This window comes from Cupriavidus sp. FW306-1B-F12B (genome assembly GCF_058781795.1).
In genome coordinates, this window is the sequence record NZ_JBYSXC010000007.1 from 177112 (window position 1) to 196638 (window position 19527).

18 protein-coding genes are annotated in these 19527 nt (G+C 67.3%); 12 read left to right on the forward strand and 6 right to left on the reverse strand.

The genetic code is table 11. From position 1 onward, the window contains the following. The first annotated feature begins 134 nt into the window (after positions 1-134). Positions 135-389: a hypothetical protein gene (locus AC3WLE_RS14425; RefSeq protein ID WP_492321351.1), complete on the forward strand. Its 255-nt coding sequence runs from the start codon at positions 135-137 to the stop codon at positions 387-389. 294 nt (positions 390-683) lie between these two features. Here the strand turns inward: AC3WLE_RS14425 and AC3WLE_RS14430 are convergent, their stop codons facing one another. The 3 genes from AC3WLE_RS14430 to AC3WLE_RS14440 form a co-directional block, all read right to left on the reverse strand. Beyond that, the gene (locus AC3WLE_RS14430) at positions 684-1139 is read right to left on the reverse strand and encodes a YMGG-like glycine zipper-containing protein (RefSeq protein ID WP_340523080.1); all 456 of its coding nucleotides are present in this window, start codon (positions 1137-1139) and stop codon (positions 684-686) included. 223 nt (positions 1140-1362) lie between these two features. Then, positions 1363-1557, reverse strand: coding sequence for a YbdD/YjiX family protein (locus AC3WLE_RS14435; RefSeq protein WP_012354346.1), 195 nt, complete (start codon positions 1555-1557; stop codon positions 1363-1365). 14 nt (positions 1558-1571) lie between these two features. Continuing rightward, positions 1572-3644 carry a carbon starvation CstA family protein gene (locus AC3WLE_RS14440; RefSeq protein ID WP_492352652.1) on the reverse strand — a complete coding sequence of 691 codons (2073 nt, stop codon included), beginning with the start codon at positions 3642-3644 and terminating at the stop codon, positions 1572-1574. A gap of 404 nt (positions 3645-4048) precedes the next feature. Here AC3WLE_RS14440 and AC3WLE_RS14445 point away from each other — a divergent pair, with 404 nt between their 5' ends. Further along, positions 4049-5455, forward strand: a complete 1407-nt coding sequence (locus AC3WLE_RS14445; protein ID WP_492321349.1) for a cache domain-containing protein — start codon at positions 4049-4051, stop codon at positions 5453-5455. After that, a complete protein-coding gene (locus AC3WLE_RS14450) occupies positions 5452-6129 on the forward strand; it encodes a response regulator (RefSeq protein WP_492321348.1) in 678 nt (225 codons plus the stop codon). Before AC3WLE_RS14445 ends, AC3WLE_RS14450 begins: the two co-directional genes overlap by 4 nt. Before the next feature lie 61 nt (positions 6130-6190). Here the strand turns inward: AC3WLE_RS14450 and AC3WLE_RS14455 are convergent, their stop codons facing one another. Next, the gene (locus AC3WLE_RS14455) at positions 6191-8047 is read right to left on the reverse strand and encodes a phosphoenolpyruvate carboxykinase (GTP) (protein ID WP_492321347.1); all 1857 of its coding nucleotides are present in this window, start codon (positions 8045-8047) and stop codon (positions 6191-6193) included. Between the two features lie 461 nt (positions 8048-8508). On the opposite strand from AC3WLE_RS14455, the gene AC3WLE_RS14460 reads away from it, so the two are divergent. The 5 genes from AC3WLE_RS14460 to AC3WLE_RS14480 all read left to right on the forward strand — a co-directional run bounded on the left by AC3WLE_RS14460 (position 8509) and on the right by AC3WLE_RS14480 (position 16442). Next, positions 8509-9534 (forward strand): D-2-hydroxyacid dehydrogenase family protein, encoded by a 1026-nt coding sequence (locus tag AC3WLE_RS14460; RefSeq protein WP_492321346.1) that lies wholly within the window; start codon positions 8509-8511, stop codon positions 9532-9534. A 222-nt stretch (positions 9535-9756) separates the two neighbouring features. After that, positions 9757-10929 carry an MFS transporter gene (locus AC3WLE_RS14465; protein WP_492321345.1) on the forward strand — a complete coding sequence of 391 codons (1173 nt, stop codon included), beginning with the start codon at positions 9757-9759 and terminating at the stop codon, positions 10927-10929. 165 nt (positions 10930-11094) lie between these two features. After that, positions 11095-11733 carry an MOSC domain-containing protein gene (locus AC3WLE_RS14470; RefSeq protein ID WP_011616272.1) on the forward strand — a complete coding sequence of 213 codons (639 nt, stop codon included), beginning with the start codon at positions 11095-11097 and terminating at the stop codon, positions 11731-11733. 260 nt (positions 11734-11993) lie between these two features. Further along, entirely contained in the window at positions 11994-13232 is a 1239-nt protein-coding gene (locus AC3WLE_RS14475) for an efflux RND transporter periplasmic adaptor subunit (RefSeq protein WP_492321344.1), read from the forward strand. Positions 13233-13235: 3 nt separating this feature from the next. Further along, the gene (locus tag AC3WLE_RS14480) at positions 13236-16442 is read left to right on the forward strand and encodes an efflux RND transporter permease subunit (RefSeq protein WP_492352291.1); all 3207 of its coding nucleotides are present in this window, start codon (positions 13236-13238) and stop codon (positions 16440-16442) included. Positions 16443-16469: 27 nt separating this feature from the next. Here AC3WLE_RS14480 and AC3WLE_RS14485 read toward each other — a convergent pair whose 3' ends face one another. Next, complete coding sequence (locus AC3WLE_RS14485; protein ID WP_492321342.1) at positions 16470-16850, reverse strand: helix-turn-helix domain-containing protein; 381 nt, start codon at positions 16848-16850, stop codon at positions 16470-16472. Further along, complete coding sequence (locus AC3WLE_RS14490; RefSeq protein WP_492321341.1) at positions 16847-17104, reverse strand: type II toxin-antitoxin system RelE family toxin; 258 nt, start codon at positions 17102-17104, stop codon at positions 16847-16849. The genes AC3WLE_RS14485 and AC3WLE_RS14490 overlap by 4 nt, the downstream gene beginning before the upstream one ends. A gap of 128 nt (positions 17105-17232) precedes the next feature. On the opposite strand from AC3WLE_RS14490, the gene AC3WLE_RS14495 reads away from it, so the two are divergent. The 4 genes from AC3WLE_RS14495 to AC3WLE_RS14510 are packed head-to-tail and all read left to right on the forward strand — an operon-like array spanning position 17233 to position 19524. Then, positions 17233-17874, forward strand: a complete 642-nt coding sequence (locus tag AC3WLE_RS14495; RefSeq protein ID WP_492356860.1) for a TonB-dependent receptor domain-containing protein — start codon at positions 17233-17235, stop codon at positions 17872-17874. Then, positions 17772-18626, forward strand: coding sequence for a cobaltochelatase subunit CobN (locus tag AC3WLE_RS14500; protein WP_492356861.1), 855 nt, complete (start codon positions 17772-17774; stop codon positions 18624-18626). Before AC3WLE_RS14495 ends, AC3WLE_RS14500 begins: the two co-directional genes overlap by 103 nt. Before the next feature lie 44 nt (positions 18627-18670). Beyond that, on the forward strand, positions 18671-19180 hold the full coding sequence (locus tag AC3WLE_RS14505; protein WP_492352295.1) for a MotA/TolQ/ExbB proton channel family protein: 510 nt from the start codon (positions 18671-18673) through the stop codon (positions 19178-19180). Then, complete coding sequence (locus tag AC3WLE_RS14510; RefSeq protein WP_492356862.1) at positions 19177-19524, forward strand: DUF2149 domain-containing protein; 348 nt, start codon at positions 19177-19179, stop codon at positions 19522-19524. The genes AC3WLE_RS14505 and AC3WLE_RS14510 overlap by 4 nt, the downstream gene beginning before the upstream one ends. The last annotated feature ends 3 nt before the right edge of the window (positions 19525-19527 follow it).

A 19527-nucleotide genomic window follows, 5' to 3' on the forward strand; every position in this document is an offset into this window, starting at 1 on the left:
CTAATCATTGTGGATCCTGATATTTATTGATATGAGGGAAATGCCTAATATCTAGCCATCGGATGCCGCAATGCAACATAGTCTTTCGTCGAAGTGATGAATCAGGCATCCATGCAATAGAGAAGGCCTGAATCATGAAAACCAACCGCTACGCCCTGATCGCTGTCGCTACCCTCGCCGCCGCCTTGTCGGCCGCACCGGCCTTTGCCAAGAACGGCAAGTTCGATGTGTTCACCGACGGCGCCAAGGTAGCCAAGTTCGATCCGTACACCGACGGCGCCCGCGCCGGCAAGTTCGATACCTTCGCCGAGGGTGCCCGCGCCGGCAAGTTCGACACCTACACCGAAGGCGGCAAGTACGACACCACCACCGATCGCGCGCCGCTGTAAGGCCGCCTGGCCACCCCAGGCCCGTCTCCCCGGCGGTCTCTGGCAGCGCGATCCCCGGGGCAGCTTCCTCCCCTTGTGCGGCCCCGCCTGCTTCAAACCTGGTCTCCACAGGTCCTTGGGGGAGCGCCTAGCAGCCTCTCCGCCTTTATTGGAGAAGAAGCCCGCACCGGTTCCGGTTGCGGGCTTCTTTGTTTCTGCATCCGGCAGGTTTGCAACCACTGGCGAACGATTATGCCAGACGCCGCAAATGAAAAACGGGCCATGACGGCCCGTTTTGCTGACCCCTACGGCTTCTTAGTCGTCGTAGTGGTGGCGATGGTGGTGCTTGTGCTTCTTGCGCTTGTAGCTGCTGTTGTAATAGCGGCGGTCATTGTCGTACGAGTTGCTGCGCGAGACGTTGCCGCCCAGCGCCGCGCCCGCGCCACCGCCCAGGCCGGCGCCGATCAGGCCGCCGGTGCGGCCGCCCATGGCATTGCCAGCCGCGGTGCCGGCACCGCCGCCCAGCGCGCCGCCGATGATGGCACCGGTGCGCTCGCGGCGGTTGGAGGTAACTGCGCCACCGGCGCCGCCGCCCACTGCACCACCGATCACTGCGCCGGTGCTACCGCCCAGCGCGCCGCCCACGGCGGCACCGGCGACCCCGCCGAGTGCGCCGCCCAGGGCGTTGTTCATGTCGCTCGCGACGGCCGGCAGCGCGCAGGCCGCCAGGGCGAGGGCAATGGTCAGGTTGCGAACGGGATGGCGAGTCATATCTTTTTTCCTCGAATTGCCATGATGTGTCGCAAGTGTAGAGAAGGTGCCGCACCCTTGCTGTAACCACCTGTAAAGCCCTGTAACCCGCTACAGAAACGGTATCCGTGCATTACAAAAGCGCGGCAAACACGCAACACTTCATAAAAAGACAGGCGATCAAGTGATCGCCTGTCTGCTTTGTATGCCGCCGGCCCGCAGGACGGCGGCGTTCAGCGTGTGCTCAGCAGCACTTGCCCTGCCCGCCGCCGTAGCGTGCCTCCTGGCGCTCGCGGAAGAACTCCTCGTAGCTCATCGGCGCGCGGTCCGGGTGGGTGCTTTCCATATGGGCCACGTAGGTCTGGTAGTCGGGCAGCCCGACCATCAGCCTGAGCGACTGCCCCAGGTAGCGCCCCATCGTTCCGAGTTGTTCCAGCATGGCGGGCTCCGGTATCAGGACTGGGCCGAGGCGGCGCCCGGCAGCGGCTCGAACGGCGTTTCCTTGTCGGTCGGGCGCTTCGCGGCGCGCGCCTGCAGCGCGGTCTTGAAGCCGTAGAACACGATCGACAGCACCACCAGCATGAACAGCGCGCACAGGCCGGCGTCCAGGTAGTCGTTGAAGACGATGCGGTGCATCTGCTCCATCGACTTGGCCGGGGCCAGCACCTTGCCTTCGGCAATGGCGGCGCTGAACTTGGCGGCGTGGGTCAGGAAGCTGACCTTGGGATCGGCGTGGAACAGCTTCTGCCAGCCGGCGGTCAGCGTGCAGATCAGCAGCCACACGGTCGGCACCAGCGTGACCCAGGCGTACTGGCCGCGCTTCATCTTGACCAGCACGCAGGTGCCCAGCACCAGCGCCACCGCGGCCAGCATCTGGTTGGAGATGCCAAACAGCGGCCACAGCGTGTTGATGCCGCCCAGCGGATCGACCACGCCCTGGTACAGGAAGTAACCCCACGCCGCCACGCACAGCGCGGTGGCGGTCAGGTTGGCGATCAGCGAATCGGTCTTGCGCATCGACGGGATAAAGCTGCCCAGCAGGTCCTGCAGCATGAAGCGGCCGGCGCGGGTGCCCGCGTCGACGGCGGTCAGGATGAACAGCGCCTCGAACAGGATGGCGAAGTGGTACCAGAACGCCATCATGGCCTGGCCGCCCACCACCTGGTGCAGGATATGGGCGATGCCCACGGCCAGCGTCGGCGCGCCGCCGGCGCGCGAGAGGATGGTGTTCTCGCCGACGTCTTTGGCGGTCTGCACCAGCACGTCCGGCGTGATCACGAAGCCCCAGGTCGAGACCGCGTGCGCCACCGCTTCCGGCGTGGTGCCGATCACGGCCGCCGGGCTGTTCATGGCGAAGTACACGCCCGGCTCGATCACCGAGGCGGCCACCAGTGCCATGATCGCGACGAACGATTCGGCCAGCATCGCGCCGTAGCCGATAAAGCGCGCGTGGGTCTCGTTCTCCAGCAGCTTGGGCGTGGTGCCCGACGAGATCAGCGCGTGGAAGCCCGACACCGCGCCGCAGGCGATGGTGATAAAGAGGAATGGGAACAGGTTGCCCGACCACACCGGCCCGCCGCCTTGCGCGAACTGCGTGAAGGCCGGCATCTTCAGGTCCGGGGCGACGATCAGGATGCCGACCGCCAGCGCGATGATGGTGCCGATCTTCAGGAAGGTCGACAGGTAGTCGCGCGGCGCCAGCAGCAGCCACACCGGCAGCACGGCGGCGATAAAGCCGTAGATGATCAGCATCCACGTCAGCGCCTTGCCGTCATAGGTGAACAGCGGCGCCAGCACGGCGCTCTCGTGCACGTACTGGCCGCCGATGATGGCCAGCATCAGCAGCACGAAGCCGATCACCGACACCTCGCCGATGCGGCCCGGGCGGATATAGCGCGTATAGATGCCCATGAACAGCGCGATCGGGATCGTCACCGCCACGGTGAACGTGCCCCACGGCGAGTCGGCCAGCGCCTTCACCACGATCAGCGCCAGCACCGCCAGGATGATGACCATGATCATGAAGCAGCCGAACAGCGCGATCATGCCCGGGATCGTGCCCATCTCGGACTTGACCAGGTCGCCCAGCGAGCGGCCGTCGCGGCGCGTGGAGATGAACAGCACCATGAAGTCCTGCACCGCGCCGGCGAACACCACGCCGGCAAGCAGCCACAGCATGCCCGGCATATAGCCCATCTGCGCGGCCAGCACCGGGCCGACCAGCGGGCCGGCGCCGGCGATGGCGGCGAAGTGGTGGCCGAACAGCACCGCCTTGTTGGTCGGCACGTAGTCCAGGCCGTCGTTATGGCGCCACGCGGGCGTCATCCGTTTGGGATCGAGCTGCATCACCTTGTCGGCGATAAAGCGGCTGTAGTAGCGGTAGGCGATCAGGTAGATGCAGAGCGCGGCAACCACGATCCACAGCGCGCTGACGGCCTCGCCGCGCGCCAGCGCGACAGTGCCGAAGGCAAACGCGCCAAGGACGGCGACAGCCAGCCACACCAGGTGTTCTCCGATGCGATTCATAGTGAAGGGTCTCCTCAGACCGGGATATGGATAGCCTGCGGCGGCGAAAGACTGGTAACAGGCAACTGGCAGGATCGGCAGCGGGGGTGCGCCGAGGGCGGGCAGCGGGGGCAATCCGGCGGTGAGGTGTCTCCTGGGATAGCTGCTGCGCGCCCGGTTGTGTCGTCGTTTCCGGATCTCGTCTTGCAGGCAGGCGACGCACCGTCCGGGTGTGGACGGTGCACCAGCTGCGTCCGCGCATGCGCCCTGCTGGGGCGGCGGCGCGTTCGGCGTGTAGTATTGACACCCGCCAAACCCCGCACAAGCGCGTAACTACGCAGCACTTCTGCGTAGTACTACGCAAATCGACGGTGGCATGCCGCCTGCGCGGCATCGGTGTTTACCCCCGGTCCCCCCGCACCTGTATGAAACTCCGCCAGAAGATCCTGTTGCTAGCCGTGGCGCCACTTGCGGTCGCCATGCTGGGCATCGCACTTGCCGTGCGCTTCCAGGCCACGCAGCTCGCGCAGCATGAACGCGCGCTGGTCGAGGCCGCCTACCTGCAGAGCAAGGAAACCGAGCTGCGCCACTACGTAGAACTGGCGCAGAGCGCGATCGCGCCGCTGGTGCGCTCCGGGCGCACCGACGCCGCCACCCGGCAGGCCGCGATGGAGGCACTTGCGCGGCTGGACTACGGCCCCGACGGCTATTTCTTCCTGTATGACCTGCACGGCCGCAACCTGATGCACCCGCGCCAGCCCGAACTGGTCGGCCAGGACCTGTGGACGCTGCGCGACCCGCAGGGCGCGCTGACCATCCAGCAACTGATCGCCGCGGCCAAGGGCGGTGGCGGCGCGGTGCGTTACCTGTGGAGAAAGCCCTCGTCGCAGCAGCTGGCGCCCAAGCTCGGCTATGTGGTGGCGGTGCCCGAATGGGGCTGGATGGTGGGCACCGGCATCTACCTGGATGACGTGGAAAGCACGCTGCGCCAGCTCGACGCCCGTGCCGAGACCGATATCCGCCAGACCATGGCCTGGATCGGCGTGATTGCCGGCATCAGCATCCTGCTGGTCGCCGCCAGCGGCCTGGCGCTGAACGTCAGCGAGCACCGCGAGGCCGACGCCAAGCTGCGCCAGCTGGCGCAGCGCGTGGTGCAGTCGCAGGAAGAAGAGCGCGCCCGGCTCTCGCGCGAGCTGCACGACGGCATCAGCCAGCTGCTGGTGTCGGTCAAGCTGGTGCTGGAAACCGCTACCAACCGCCTGCGCCTGGCCCCGGCCGAAGGCGCCGCGGTGGCGCCGGTGCTGGGCATGGCGCTGAACCGGCTCGATACCGTGTTCAATGAAGTGCGCCGCGTGGCGCGCAACCTGCGCCCCGCCCTGCTCGACGACCTGGGCCTGCACGCCGCGCTGCAGCACCTGGCGCGCGAGATGCAGGGCGGCAGCGGGCTGGAGATTGCGGTGACCCAGAGCGGCACCCCGCGCGAACTGCCCGACGAGCAGGCCACGGCGCTGTTCCGCATCGCCCAGGAAGCCTTGACCAACGTCGAGCGCCATGCCGGCGCGCGCCGGGTCGCGGTGGCGCTGGCCTTCGATGCCGATGCCACGCGCCTCACCGTGCGCGACGACGGGCATGGCTTCGACGTGGCGCGCATGCAGGAGGACCCGCAGCGCGGCATCGGCCTGCGCAACCTGCGCGAGCGCATCGCCGCGCTGTGCGGGCAGTTCGACATCGTTTCGGGCACGGGCGGCACCCAGCTGGTCGCTTCACTGCCGCTGGCCAGGCCCGCGGCCATTGCGCACGATCCCGTTTCAGCAGGACCCTCGCCGTCATGACCCAGTCTTTTGCCGATTCCACCGAAGTACCCGCCCGCGTGCTGCTGATCGACGACCATGCGCTGGTGCGCGACGGCATGCGCATGCACCTGGCGCTGCAGCCCGGCCTGCGCGTGGTGGGCGAAGCCGACGATGGCGAGGCCGCGCTGGCGTGGCTGGACCGTGCCGGTGCCGCCGAGCTGCCCGACCTGGTTATCACCGATATCGGCATGCGCGGCATGGGCGGCATTGCCTTGGCCGCGGCGCTGCATGACCGCTATCCGGAGCTGGCGGTGCTGATCGTGTCGATGCACGACAACCTGGAGTATGTGCGCCAGGCGGTGCGTGCCGGTGCGCGCGGCTATGTGCTCAAGGACGCGCCCGCCGACGAGCTGATGGCGGCGATCCACTCCGTGCTGGCCGGACGGGTCTTCTACAGCGCCCGCATTGCACGCGGCATGGCCGAGCAGAGCCCCGCCACAGGGCCGCTCGATGCGCTCACGCCACGCGAGCGCGACATCCTGCGCGGGATCGGGCGCGGCCTCGCCAACAAGGAAATCGCGGCGCAGCTGGGGGTGTCGGTGCGCACGGTGGAGACGCACCGGCTGAACCTGAAGCGCAAGCTGGGGATCGAGGGGCGGGCGGGGTTGGTGAAGTACGCAGTGGAGACACTGGGGGATAGCGAGGCGGGATAAAAAACGCCCGTCTCGGCAGAGACGGGCGTCTTTATCGCGAACTGCGCGAACCGTGGCGCGATCAGCCGTCCAGCCGCTTGCCCAGTGCCGCCCGCACTTCGGCCAGCGCCTGCGGCAGCCGATGCCGCAGCTTGGTGAACAGCTCGTCATGCAGCGCCAGCTCCTGCTGCCACGCATCGCGATCGATCGAGGTCACCTGCGTGAACTGCGCCGGCGTGAAGTCCACGCCATTCCAGTTCAGGTCCTGGTAGCGCGGGGTGGTGCCGAACACATGCTCGGCGCCCTGCCCCTTGCCTTCCACGCGGTCGATCATCCACGACAGCACGCGCATGTTCTCGCCGAAGCCCGGCCACACGAAGTTGCCGTCGGCATCCTTGCGGAACCAGTTGACGCAGTAGATCTTCGGCAGCTTGGCGCCCGCGGCTTCCAGCTTCTTGCCGAGTTCGAGCCAGTGGCCGAAGTAGTCGCTCATGTTGTAGCCGCAGAACGGCAGCATGGCGAACGGGTCGCGGCGCACCACGCCCTGCTGGCCGGCGGCCGCGGCGGTGGTTTCCGAACCCATGGTGGCGGCCATGTAGACGCCTTCGGTCCAGTTGCGCGCCTCGGTCACCAGCGGCACGGTGGTCGAGCGGCGGCCGCCGAAGATGAACGCATCAATGGGTACGCCGGCCGGGTTGTCCCAGTTGTCGTCGATCGACGGGCACTGCGATGCCGGCGCGGTGAAGCGGGCGTTCGGGTGTGCAGCCTTGGCGCCGGTGGCCTTGGCGATTTCCGGGGTCCAGTCCTTGCCCTGCCAGTCGACCAGGTGCGCCGGCGCTTCCTTGGTCATGCCTTCCCACCACACGTCGCCGTCGTCGGTCAGCGCCACGTTGGTGAAGATGACGTTTTCCTTCAGCGTCGCCATCGCGTTGTAGTTGGTCTTCTCGCTGGTGCCCGGGGCCACGCCGAAGTAGCCGGCTTCCGGGTTGATCGCGTAGAGGCGGCCGTCCTGGCCCGGCTTGATCCAGGCGATGTCGTCGCCGATGGTGGTGACCTTCCAGCCCTCGAAGCCCTTGGGCGGGATCAGCATGGCGAAGTTGGTCTTGCCGCAGGCCGACGGGAACGCGGCGGCGACGTGGTATTTCTTGCCCTCGGGCGAGGTCACGCCGAGGATCAGCATGTGCTCGGCCAGCCAGCCTTCATCGCGGCCCATGGTCGATGCAATGCGCAGCGCAAAGCACTTCTTGCCCAGCAGCGCGTTGCCGCCGTAGCCGGAACCGAACGACCAGATCTCGCGCGTTTCCGGGAAATGGACGATGTACTTGGTGGGGTTGCACGGCCACGGCACGTCTTTCTCGCCGGCGGCCAGCGGCTTGCCCACGGTGTGCACGCACGGCACGAACTCGCCGTTGGTGCCCAGCACGTCGTACACCGCGCGGCCCATGCGCGTCATGATGCGCATATTGACCGCCACGTACGGCGAATCGGACAGTTCCACGCCGATATGGGCGATCGGCGAGCCCAGCGGGCCCATCGAGAACGGCACCACATACAGCGTGCGGCCGCGCATGCAGCCGTCGAACAGGCCGTTCAGCGTCTGGCGCATCTCGGCGGGTGCGGTCCAGTTGTTGGTGGGGCCGGCGTCTTCCTGCTTTTCAGAGCAGATAAAGGTGCGATCTTCCACCCGCGCCACGTCCGAGGGGTCCGACAGTGCCAGGAAGGAGTTCTTGCGCTTGGCCGGGTTCAGCCGCTTCATGGTGCCGGCGGCGACCATCTGCTCGCACAGGCGGTCGTATTCTTCCTGGGAGCCGTCGCACCAATAGATATTGTCAGGCTTGGTCAGGGCGGCGATTTCCGCGACCCAGGCCACCAGCTTGGGGTGCTTGACCCAGGCCGGCGCATTGACGGGCGCCGTACCTTGCATCGTGGGGTGGTTCATACTGCAAACTCCAGGTTCGTAAAGGGAAGGAAGGGAAGGAATCCTTGCAAAGCCTGGCCAGCGGGCAGATGGGGCCGTCACACGCCCGGAGTGATGGTCGCACTCGGATCGACACATCCCGTTACAACTCCGCGGCGGCCCCGTTTAGGCAAAAGGTCGCGGCGGTCCCTGCGGCTGCGCTACAGTTGCGCTTCGCGCGCGCAGGGGTGGCTGCGCGGGCTGGCCGGACTTTGTCCGGGTGCGATCGCGTGGCGGGAGCAAGGCTCGACCGACAATCCGCAGCGGCACCGGAACGGGCAAGGATACCACTGGCGCACCCCCCTGTTTTTTGCTATGCAACAATCGCCGCCACCGGCCGGCGCGGGTTTTTCGATATTTCTCAACAATACTGTTGGCCGGCGCGCTGCTCGGTGGCCGCGCGCACCAACCGGCACAAGACCGTTACATAACCAGAGTTGCCGATGAAGATTGCCGTACTCGACGATTACCAGGATGCCGTGCGCAAGCTGCCTTGCTTCAGCCTGCTGGAGGGGCACGACGTCAAGGTGTTCAACAACACCGTCAAGGGCGTGGGCCAGCTGGCCGCACGCCTGTCAGACGTCGAAGCCGTGGTTCTGATCCGCGAACGCACCCGCATCACCCGGCAACTGCTGGAAAAACTGCCCAAACTCAAGCTGATCAGCCAGACCGGCAAGGTCGGCGCCGGCCCCGGCAGCCATATCGACCTGGATGCCGCCACCGACCGTGGTGTGGCGGTGCTCGAGGGCGTGGGTTCGCCGGTGGCGCCGGCGGAACTGACCTGGGCGCTGATCATGGCGGCGCAGCGGCGCATTCCCCAATACGTCGCCAGCCTGAAGCATGGCGCCTGGCAGCAATCGGGGCTGAAATCGACGACGATGCCGCCCAATTTCGGCCTGGGCCAGGTGCTGCGCGGCCAGACCCTTGGGATCTGGGGCTATGGCAAGATCGGCCGGCTGCTGGCTGGCTACGGCCGCGCGTTTGGCATGAAGGTGCTGGTGTGGGGCCGCGAGGCGTCGCTGGAAGGCGCCCTTGCCGACGGGCTGGGCGTGGCCGAATCGAAGGAGCAGTTGTTTGCCGACAGCGATGTGCTGTCGATGCACCTGCGCCTCAATGACGACACCCGCGGCATCGTCAAGATGACCGACCTGACCCGGATGAAGCCCACGGCGCTGTTCGTCAACACTAGCCGTGCCGAACTGCTGGAAGAGAACGCGCTGGTCACCGCGCTGAACCGGGGCCGTCCGGGCATGGCGGCGATCGACGTGTTCGAATCCGAGCCGATCCTGCAGGGCCACGCGCTGCTGCGCATGGAAAACTGCATCTGCACGCCGCACCTGGGCTATGTTGAGCGCGACAGCTACGAGCTGTACTTCCGCACCGCGTTCCAGAACATCCTGGACGTGCTGGCCGGCAACCATGACTGCATCGTCAACCCGAAGGCGCTGGCGCCGGTGCTGACGCGCTGAGGGTTTTCTCCGGCCGCCCGGTATTCCCCCTCTCACGCAGGCGGGCGAGGGGAGCCTCGTTCGCACGGTGTTGGCTGCAGCGGGCATCAATCCCCCGCGAACGCGAATTCCACGAAACCGCTACACTCGGGACTTCCCTTACCGCCCGGCCTGCCACGGCCCGCGGCAGCCCAGACAACAACAAGGCGCCCTCCTGCGCCAATCCCTATTCCCAAGGCCGGCATGGACCCCAGGCTAGTGACGCTCTGCGTCGGCAACTTCGTCATTGGCACCGGTGCGATGATCGTTACCGGCATGTTGAACGACATTGCCGGCGATTTCGGGCTGGGCGCGGCCAGTGCCGGGCAGCTGATCTCGGTGTTTGCGCTGGCCACCTGCATCGGCGCCCCGCTGTTTGCCACGCTGGGCTCGCGCATCGACCGCCGGCTACTGCTGGCCGGGTCGCTGCTGGTCTATGGCGTGATGCACCTGGCCGCCGCGTTTGCGCCCAGCTTTGCGGCGCTGATGGCGATCCGCTTCCTGACCGCGATCGGCGCGGCCATCTATACGCCCCAGACCGCCGCCACATTGCCGCTGCTGGTCAACGCGCAGACGCGCGGGCGTGCCATCAGCTTTGTGTTTCTTGGCTGGAGCATTGCCAGCGTGGTGGGCGTGCCGCTGGGTACGTGGATTTCCAGCACGCTGGGCTGGCGCGTCAGCATGGCGCTGGTCGGGGCCCTGGCGCTGCTGGTGTCGGCGGCGGTCTGGCGCGCGCTGCCGCGCGGGCTGACCGTGCCGCCGGCCGGGCGCGAGGCCTGGGGCGCGGTGCTGCGCCACAAGCCGATCATGCTGGTGGTGCTGACCACCATGATCTCGTCGGCGGGCATGTTCACCGTGTTCACCTATATCGCCCCGCTGATGCGCGACGTATACGGCATCAGCGGTGGCGCGCTCAGCCTGATGTTCCTGGCCTACGGCGCCTGCGGCGTGTTCGGCAATGCCATGGCGGCGTCGCGCATGGACCGGGTCACGCCCAGCCGGATCGTGCAGGTCACGCTGCTGACCTCGATCACGGCCATGGTGCTGTGGCCGCTGGCCGGGTTGGGCAGCGTGGCGCTGGTGTTGCTGTTCATGCTGTGGGGCGTGGGCGGGTTTGCCACCAACAGCGCGCAGCAGGCGCGGCTGGTGCTGCTGGCCCCGGAGCGGGCATCGGTGTCGATCTCGCTCAATTCCTCGTCGATCTACCTGGGCCAGGCCGCCGGCGCCATGGCCGGGGCTGCCATCTATACGCTGGCCGGCGCCGATACGCTGCACTGGGGCGCGGCGGCGCTGATGCTGGTGGCGCTGGCGGTATCGCAACGCGCCCGGGCGCTAGGCTGCCAGTGGCAGCGGCCGCAGGCGGCGCAGCAGGTGTGATGCAAGGCTGAAACCCGAGGCGGTTCCCCGCCGCCAGGTTCCTTGTGAGGGACCGCACCAAGCACTTGTCCACAGTGTTATCCGCCCCGTTATCCTCAGGCATATCCGCAGCTTATCCACAACCCTTTCCACAGCCGGAAGGGCAACCACGAAGCGGGGGCGCACGTGAGCGAATCCAGACCTCGGCCGGGCCTTGCGCGCGTGCTGGCGGTAAGCCTGGGCAAGGCCATCCCGCTGGTGGTCGCGGGGGCTGGCACCGAGGCGGTGGTGCTGTCGGGCATTCGCAAGCACCCTGTCAGCACCCTGCTGCACCCGTTGCGGGTACAGGTGCAGCCGCTGGGCCTGGCCGGCGACGAACAGGGCGACCTGACCGTGCACGGCGGCCTGGACAAGGCGGTCTACGCCTATCCCTTCGAGCACTACCCGTGGTGGAACGCGCGCCGCCGCGCGTGCGGGCAGCCTGAGTCAGGCCCGCCGTTGCCGTTTGGCGCCATCGGCGAGAACCTGACCCTGGAGGGGCTGCTTGAATCGCAACTCTGGATCGGCGACCTCGTGCGCGTGGGCACGGCCCTGCTGCGGGTGGAGTCGCCGCGCAAGCCCTGCTACAAGTTCAATGCCGCGCTGGGCTACCGCCACGCGGTGCGCGACATGATCCAGAGCGGCTACTCGGGGGTCTACCTCAGCGTGGTGCTGAAGGGAGAAGTGCGCGCCGGCGATGTCGTGGTTGTGCAGGCCGGGCCACGCGAACTGTCGGTCGACAGCGTCAATCAGTGGCGCCGCGATGGCCGGCGGCAGCTTTTCTGATAATGTTTGTCTAACCATACAAGCGCCCCGCCACACACATCTCCGGCATCCCCTGTGGCCCGGACGGCGTTTGCCGGTGCCGGGCATTACCAGACCCTTGCAACCCTGTAACGGACTGTAATACGCGGCGCTGGCTCCGGCGGGCGAAGCGCGGTACTAGTAGAGTCTTTGCGCGACGCGCACCGGCAACATCTGGGCACAACCAGCCGGGCGATTACGGGGAGTGGCGCGAAGACGCGGTGCAGAGGGTCCACACAAATATGAAATCTGACAGGATCGACCAGCCCAAGGGCTTCGTCGACAGCAACTGGAGGGCGGCCGCCGGAACCGGGCGCGGCCGCGTGTCGCCGTGGGCGGTGGTGGCCGTGGTGCTGGTGATTGCCGGCCTGGGCTGGTTTGCCTGGCGTACCTGGCTTGCGCCCAAGCCGGCGCCCAAGGCGCCGGCAGCCGTGGTGGTGTCCACCGCGCGCGTGCAGCAGGGCGACGTGCCGCTGCAGGTCACGGCCAATGGCAATGTCACCGCGCTGTCCACCGTCGAGGTGCGCCCGCAGGTGTCCAGCACCGTGCGCACGGTCCATATCAAGGAAGGCCAGACCGTCAAGCCGGGCGACCTGCTGTTCTCGCTCGATACCCGCATGGACGAGGCCAACCTGGCCAAGGCGCAGGCCCAGTTGCTGCGCGACCAGGCCGACCTGGCCGATGCCCGGCGCACGCTCGCGCGCAGCCAGGAGCTGCTGCAGCGCAACTTCATCTCCAAGAGCGCGGTCGACACCGCCCAGGCCAAGGTGGATGGCTTTGCCGCCACCGTGCGCGCCGACCAGGCCGCGATCGAAGCCAGCCGCGTGGCGGTCAGCTACGGCGCCATCCGCGCCACCATCAGCGGCCGCACCGGCGTGATCAATGCCTTCCCGGGTTCGCTGGTGCTGCCCAACAGCACCCAGCCGATGGTCATCATCGCCCAGGTGCAGCCGATTGCCGTCACCTTCAGCCTGCCCGAGCGGCAGCTGGGCGCGCTGCGCGAGGCGCTGCACGCCGGCCCGGTGCAGGTCACCGCGCTGCCCAACGACGGCAGCAAGACCCCGGTGACCGGCAGGATCACCTTTGTGGATAACACCGTCGATCCGCAGTACGGCACCATCCGCGTCAAGGCGCAGTTCGACAATGAGGAGCAGCGGCTGTGGCCGGGCACCTATGCCAACGTCAACGCCGTGGTGCAGACCCTGAAGGGCGCGCTGTCGGTGCCGCCGCAGGCGGTGGTGACCGGCCCCGAAGGCCGCTTTGTCTATGTGGTACAGCCCGACAGCAAGGTGGCGCGCGTGCCGGTGCAGGTGGTGACCACCACTGCCGCCGCCGCCGTGGTCGAGGGGGTGCAGCCCGGCGCCCGCGTAGTCGTGGAAGGCATGCAGAACCTGCGCCCCGGCGCGCTGGTGCGCGAGGCCCCGGCCGCCGGCGCCTCGGCCGCCGCCGCCCGCCCGGCCACCGCCACTGCGGGGCACTGAACCATGACGCTGTCTGAACTCTGCATCCGCCGCCCGGTGATGACAGTGCTGCTGTGCCTGGCGGTGGTGGTCGCCGGCATCGTGCTGTACCCGACCATCCCGATCGCGGCGCTGCCCAGCTTCAACTCGCCGGTGATCCAGGTCACCGCCACGCTGCCCGGCGCCAGCCCGGAGACGATGGCGGCGTCGGTGGCCACGCAACTGGAGAAGCAGTTCGCGACCATCCCCGGCGTGACGGTGATCAGCTCGCAGAACACGCTCGGCAACTCCAGCATCACCATCGAATTCAACAACGACCGCGATATCGACGATGCGGCCGTCGACGTGCAGGCGGCGCTGTTCCGCGCCCAGCGCTCGCTGCCGATCGAGATGACGGTGCCGCCGTCGTACCGCAAGGTCAACCCGGCCGATGCGCCGGTGCTGCTGCTGGCGATCAACTCGCCGGCGATGAGCCTGGCTGACCTGAACGCCTTTGGCGACAACCTGATCTCGCCTACGCTGGCCACGCTGCCGGGGGTGGCGCAGGTGCAGATCTTCGGGCAGAAGCGCTTTGCCGTGCGTGTGCGCGCCCACCCCGATGCGCTCGCCGCGCGCGGGCTGACGCTGGACGAGCTGGCCACGGCGCTCAATCGCGCCAACGCCAACACGCCGGTGGGCACGCTCGACAGCGCGCGCCAGACCCTGACCATCCAGGCCAACCGGCAGCTGACCAGTGCCGACGCCTTCCGCAACATCATCGTGGCCAGCCAGCCCAGCGGCGCGCTGGTGCGGCTCTCCGACGTGGCCGAGGTCGAGGATAGCGTCGAGACCATCAAGACCGGCAGCTGGCTCAACAACGAGCGCTCGATCGTGCTGGCGGTGCTGCGCCAGCCCGACGCCAACACCGTGGCGGTGGTCGATGCGATCAACGCCGCCCTGCCCCGCCTGATCCAGCAGATGCCGGGCTCGGTCAATGTGTCGGTGGTCAACGACCGCTCGCGCTCGATCCGCGAATCGATCCACGACGTGCAGTTCACGCTGGCGCTGACCGTTGCGCTGGTGGTGATGGTGATCTTCCTGTTCCTGCGCCGCGCCGCCGCCACGCTGATCCCCACGGTGTCGCTGCCGATCTCGCTGATCGGCACGGTAGCGCTGATGAAGGCGTTCGGCTACAGCCTGGACAACGTCTCGCTGCTGGCGATCACGCTCGCCGTGGGCCTGGTGGTGGACGATGCCATCGTCATGCTCGAGAACATCGTGCGCCATATCGAGGAAGGCGTGGCGCCGCTCAAGGCCGCGCTGGTGGGTTCGCGCGAGATGGGCTTCACCATCCTGTCGATCTCGATCTCGCTGGTGGCGGTGTTTATCCCGATCTTCTTCATGCCCGGCGTGATCGGGCTGTTGTTCCATGAATTCGCGGCGGTGGTGTCGCTGGCGATCCTGGTCTCGGCGCTGGTCTCGCTGACGCTGATCCCGATGTTGTGCGCGCGCTTTTTGTCGGCCGAGAACGTGCCGGTGGATGAGTCGCACCACGCCTATGGCGACCATGCGCCGGGCCATGTGGCGCCGCCCGCCGTGGCGCAGAAGCAGACCCTGGGCATGCGCTCGACGCAGTGGTTCGAGAACCTGTTCGAGTTCACGCTGCACCGCTATGCGCGCGGGCTGGACTGGTGCCTGGCGCACCGCCGCTCGGTGCTTGCGGTCGCGGGCCTGACCTTCGTGCTGACCGCGGTGCTGTTCGTCACCATTCCCAAGGGCTTCTTCCCCGAAGAGGACATCGGCCAGATCCGCGTCAACGCCGAAGGCCCGCAGGACATCTCCTTCGACGCCATGGCGGAACGCCTGCGCGACGCCGCCGAGCGCATGCGCGCCAACCCCGCGGTCAAGAGCATCGTGGTCGCCATCGGCGGCGGCCCGTCGCCGGCCATCAACACCGGGCGCATGTTTGTCGAACTGAAGCCGCGCGGCGAACGCGAGGCCATGCCCAGGGTGATCGAGTCGCTGCGGCGCGATGTTGCCGGAGTGCCGGGCCTGGCGGTGTACTTTGCGCCGGTGCAGAACCTGCAGCTGGGCGGGCGCCAGAGCAAGAGCCGCTACCAGTACACATTGCAGAGCGTGAAGGCCGGCCAGCTGCAGGACTCGTCCGACAAGCTGATGGCGAAGATGCGCGCCGATCCGATCTTCCGCGACGTCACCAGCGATTCGCAGCAGTCCGGGCTGGAGGCGCACCTGTCGATCGACCGCGACAAGGCCAATGCGCTGGGCGTGCAGATGCAGGACGTGCGCACCGCGCTGTACTCGGCCTTCGGCGAGCGGCAGGTGTCGACCATCTATACGCCGATCGACAACTACTACGTGATCCTGCAGGCGGCCGATGTCGACCGCACCGACGAGAGCGCGTTCTCCAAGCTCTATGTGCGCAGCAAGACCGGCCAGATGGTGCCGGTCTCAGCCTTCGCCACCACCGAGCGCCGGGTCGGGCCGATCTCCGTCAACCACCAGGGGCAGCTGCCTTCGGTGACGGTGTCGTTCAACCTGGCGCCGGGCGCGGCGCTGGGCGATGCTTCGGCACGCATCGACCGCTACCGGCAGGAGATCGCCATGCCCAGCTCGATCTTTACCAGCTGGGGCGGCGACGCGGCGGTGTTCCAGTCGTCGCAGGCGACGCAGATCGTGCTGCTGGTGGCAGCCATCGCGGTGATCTACACGCTGCTGGGCGTGCTGTATGAAAGTTATATCCATCCGCTGACGATCCTGGCGGGGTTGCCTTCAGCGGCGGTTGGCGCGTTGCTGACGCTGTTCATCTTCAATGTCGAGCTGTCGCTGATCGCCGTGATCGGCGTGCTGATGCTGATCGGCATCGTCAAGAAGAACGCGATCATGATGATCGACTTCGCGCTGGCGGCGCAGCGCGAACAAGGGATGACACCGGCGAAGGCGATCCGGCAGGCGTGCCTGCTGCGCTTCCGGCCGATCATGATGACGACCTTTGCTGCCGTGATGGGGGCGTTGCCGCTCGCGCTCGGCTTGGGCGCCGGTGCCGAGTTGCGCCAGCCGCTGGGGCTGGCGGTGGTTGGCGGCCTGCTGTTCTCGCAGGTGATCACGCTGTTTATCACGCCGGTGATCTACCTCGCGCTGGACCGGTTCTCGGGGACGGGGCCGTTGCAGATCGATTCGGAGGGGAACAAGCTGCCGGAGAAGGCGCCTGGGGAAGCGGTGAAGCAGCACTGAGGCTTTCTTGCTCCCCGTAACCTCGTCTCAGCCTTCTCCCTGGTCTGCCAGCATCTCCCAGGGTACGTCCAGCGCCTTCGCCAGCTTCCGCAGCGCGTCGTGGCTGCCGGGTCGGGAGCGGTTCTCGATCTGGCTGAGATAGGGCTTGCTCAGGCCGCAGGCCCGGGCAAGCGCGTCCTGTGTCATCCGGCGGTAATTGCGCCAGGCCTTCACTGGGTGATCTCCCGCCAGCTCGGCGTCCAGCACCGCGGCAGGCACCCGGAAGCCATCGTCCTCGGCCTTGGCAGCATCGAACAAGGCGACGTCGTCGGCAGCTTCGATGAGATGCTTCACGCGTTCCCAGACCTCGATTGGCACCACCGCAAACTCGCGACGGCCATCCCGCTCGATGAATTGGATTTCGGTCATTGGTAGGCGCCTCCACGGGAACTGACCGCCAGCACCAGGATTACTAGCCGGCCGTCTTCAATCTGGTACAGCACGCGCCAGTCACCCACCCGCAGCCGGTAGCCATCGCGGCCGGCGAGCTTGGTGGCGTTCGGGTTCGGAGCATAGGGATCCACGGCAAGGGCATCGATCTTTGCGCGGATCCTTGCCGCTACGTTCCTGGGCATTGCCTTCAAGGCCTGCACGGCTTGCTTGGTGAACTCGATGGCGTACATGGGTATGTTAGCGAGGCGCTAACACCGTCGCAAATAAAGTTTGCAACGGGTTGCTGGGCCGGTCTCCAACATTGCACACATGTGGTACTGCCGCCACATCCTTTGATCTAAGGGATCCCTCCGACCTGATGCACGGTCGCAAGGCCGGCGGCGAGCTGGGCCTGAACTGCAACGGCATCGACAGCGGCTTCGGCCAGACCGCCGGCCCGTCCGACCCGGCCTGCCTGCCCGGCCTGCGCGCGACCTACCAGTACCGCAACCAGACCAGCGTGCGCATCTACGGCGCCGAATGGCGCGGCACGTGGCGCTTCCTGCCGCAATGGCGCGTCGACGGCGCGGTGGCCTATGCGCACGGCAACAACGAGCAGACCGGCCAGCCGCTGAACAGCGTGTCGCCGCTGCGCGCGAGCGCGGGCCTGAGCTGGGAGCGCACGCCGGGCCGGGGCGCGGGCATTCGCTGGCGCGGCGCGCGTCCGGTCACGCGCACCGACGATACCTCGTTCACCTACTTCAAGCCGTCGGGCTACGGCGTGGTCGACCTGCAGGCGTGGTGGCGCTTCAACCGCTACGTCAGCGTGGCGCTGTCGGTGAACAACTTGTTCGACAAGAAGTACTGGCTGTGGGGCGATGTGCGCCAGACCGGCGTCGCGGCCACCGAGCCCGGCTGGTGGCGACCGACCGCTACGAGGCCCACGGCGTTGACGACAAGCTTGCCGCACAGCTGCATGCGTACTACGTCAACGGCGGCCGTGCCAACTTCAGCGCGATGATGCGCACGCTGGCCGCGCAGCAGTTCCGCCTGCGCGCCGACGGCGATATCCCGGCACCGGTCGCCTTCCCCAAGGCGGCCTACTACCATCCTAAGCTGGCCAACGTCATCACCACCTCGCCGGAAGAAGCGCTGGCTGCGTCCGGCAGCAGCGGCCCGGTGATCGGCATCGCCATCCACCAGGCCTATGTCTCGGGGCTGGACAGCGCCTTTATCGACGACCTGATCCGCCGCCTGGAAGCCCGCCATGCGCGCGTGCTCACCTTCTACGGCCCGGTGATGGATGCCGACGGCATCCTGCGCATGGCCATGCCCGAAGGCAGGCGCCTGGTCGACGTGCTCATCAACGGCCAGATCATGCTGAACCCGCAGGGGCGCAAGGCCGAGTTCGAAAAGCTCGACGTGCCCGTGATGCAGGTGATGCCCTACCGCAAGGGCGATGCGCAGGCGTGGCAGGACGGCTTCGGCATGCAGGCGCCGGCGGCGCCCCGCGCTGCCAAACCTGCCGCGCCGGCAAGGCCCGCTGCGGCCGAACCCGCACCGGTGCCGCCGCCAGCGCCGAACCGGTCCCAACCCCAGCCCGTGCAGGGCATGCAGCTGGTCGAGCGCCAGCCGCCCGCGGCCGCCATCGTGCCGGTGCTGTCGTGGCTGGCCGGCGCCGTCGCGCTGGCAGCGGCCATCGCCGGCGGCGCCATCAGCGCGCGGCGCCGCCAGGCGGCTGCCGGCGGCAGCTGGATACCGGGACCGCGTTGAACGGTTGGCCAAAGCATCCATTGAATACTTGAAAACGACCCACCATGACCCCTACCCTGCTTGAAACCCTGATGTACGACGTCGGCCAGCTGTTCCTGATCCCGACGCTGGCGCTGATCGCGCTGCTGTTCCTGTATGCCTTCTGGGCGCTGGGCGAGTTCGCCATGCAGGCCTGGCTGCGCGCGCGCCATCCGATTGAAAGCGGGCGCGGCTACGTGCTGGTGACGTGGGCGCGCCGGCACAAGGTGGCCAATGCCGATGCGCTCGACGTTGCCGCGCACCGCCTGCTGGAACGCCCGCGCATCGCCACGCGCGTGGCGCCGATGCTGGGGCTGGTGGCCACCATGATCCCGATGGGTCCGGCGCTCAAGGGCCTGTCCGGCGGCAACCTGGCCAATGTGGGCGAGAATCTCACCATTGCCTTCTCCACGGTGATCCTGGCACTGATCGCGGCCAGCATCACCTTCTGGGTGGTCAATGTGCGCCGCCGCTGGCTGGCCGAGGAGCTGGTGTGGCTGGGCCAGTCGCGGCCGCAATGGGAGCCCGCGGAATGAAGTTCCTGGAAGAGAGCGAAGCCGACGACCCGATCCTGTCGGTGGTCAACCTGATCGACGTGTTCCTGGTGGTGATCGTCGCCCAGCTGGTGGCGATCGCGCAGAATCCGGCCAACCCGTTCACGCATGACGACGTGACCATCATCACCAACCCGGGCAAGCCCAATATGGAGATCGTGTCGCGCCAGGGCGAGAAGGTGGTGCGCTACCAGGCCAGCGGGCAGGTGGGTTCGGGCGACGGCATCAAGGCTGGCGTAGCCTATCGGATGAAGGATGGGTCAATGGTGTATGTGCCGGAGCAGGCGGGGCAGCAGGCCGCCGGCCCCACCACCACAACGAGATGAGGA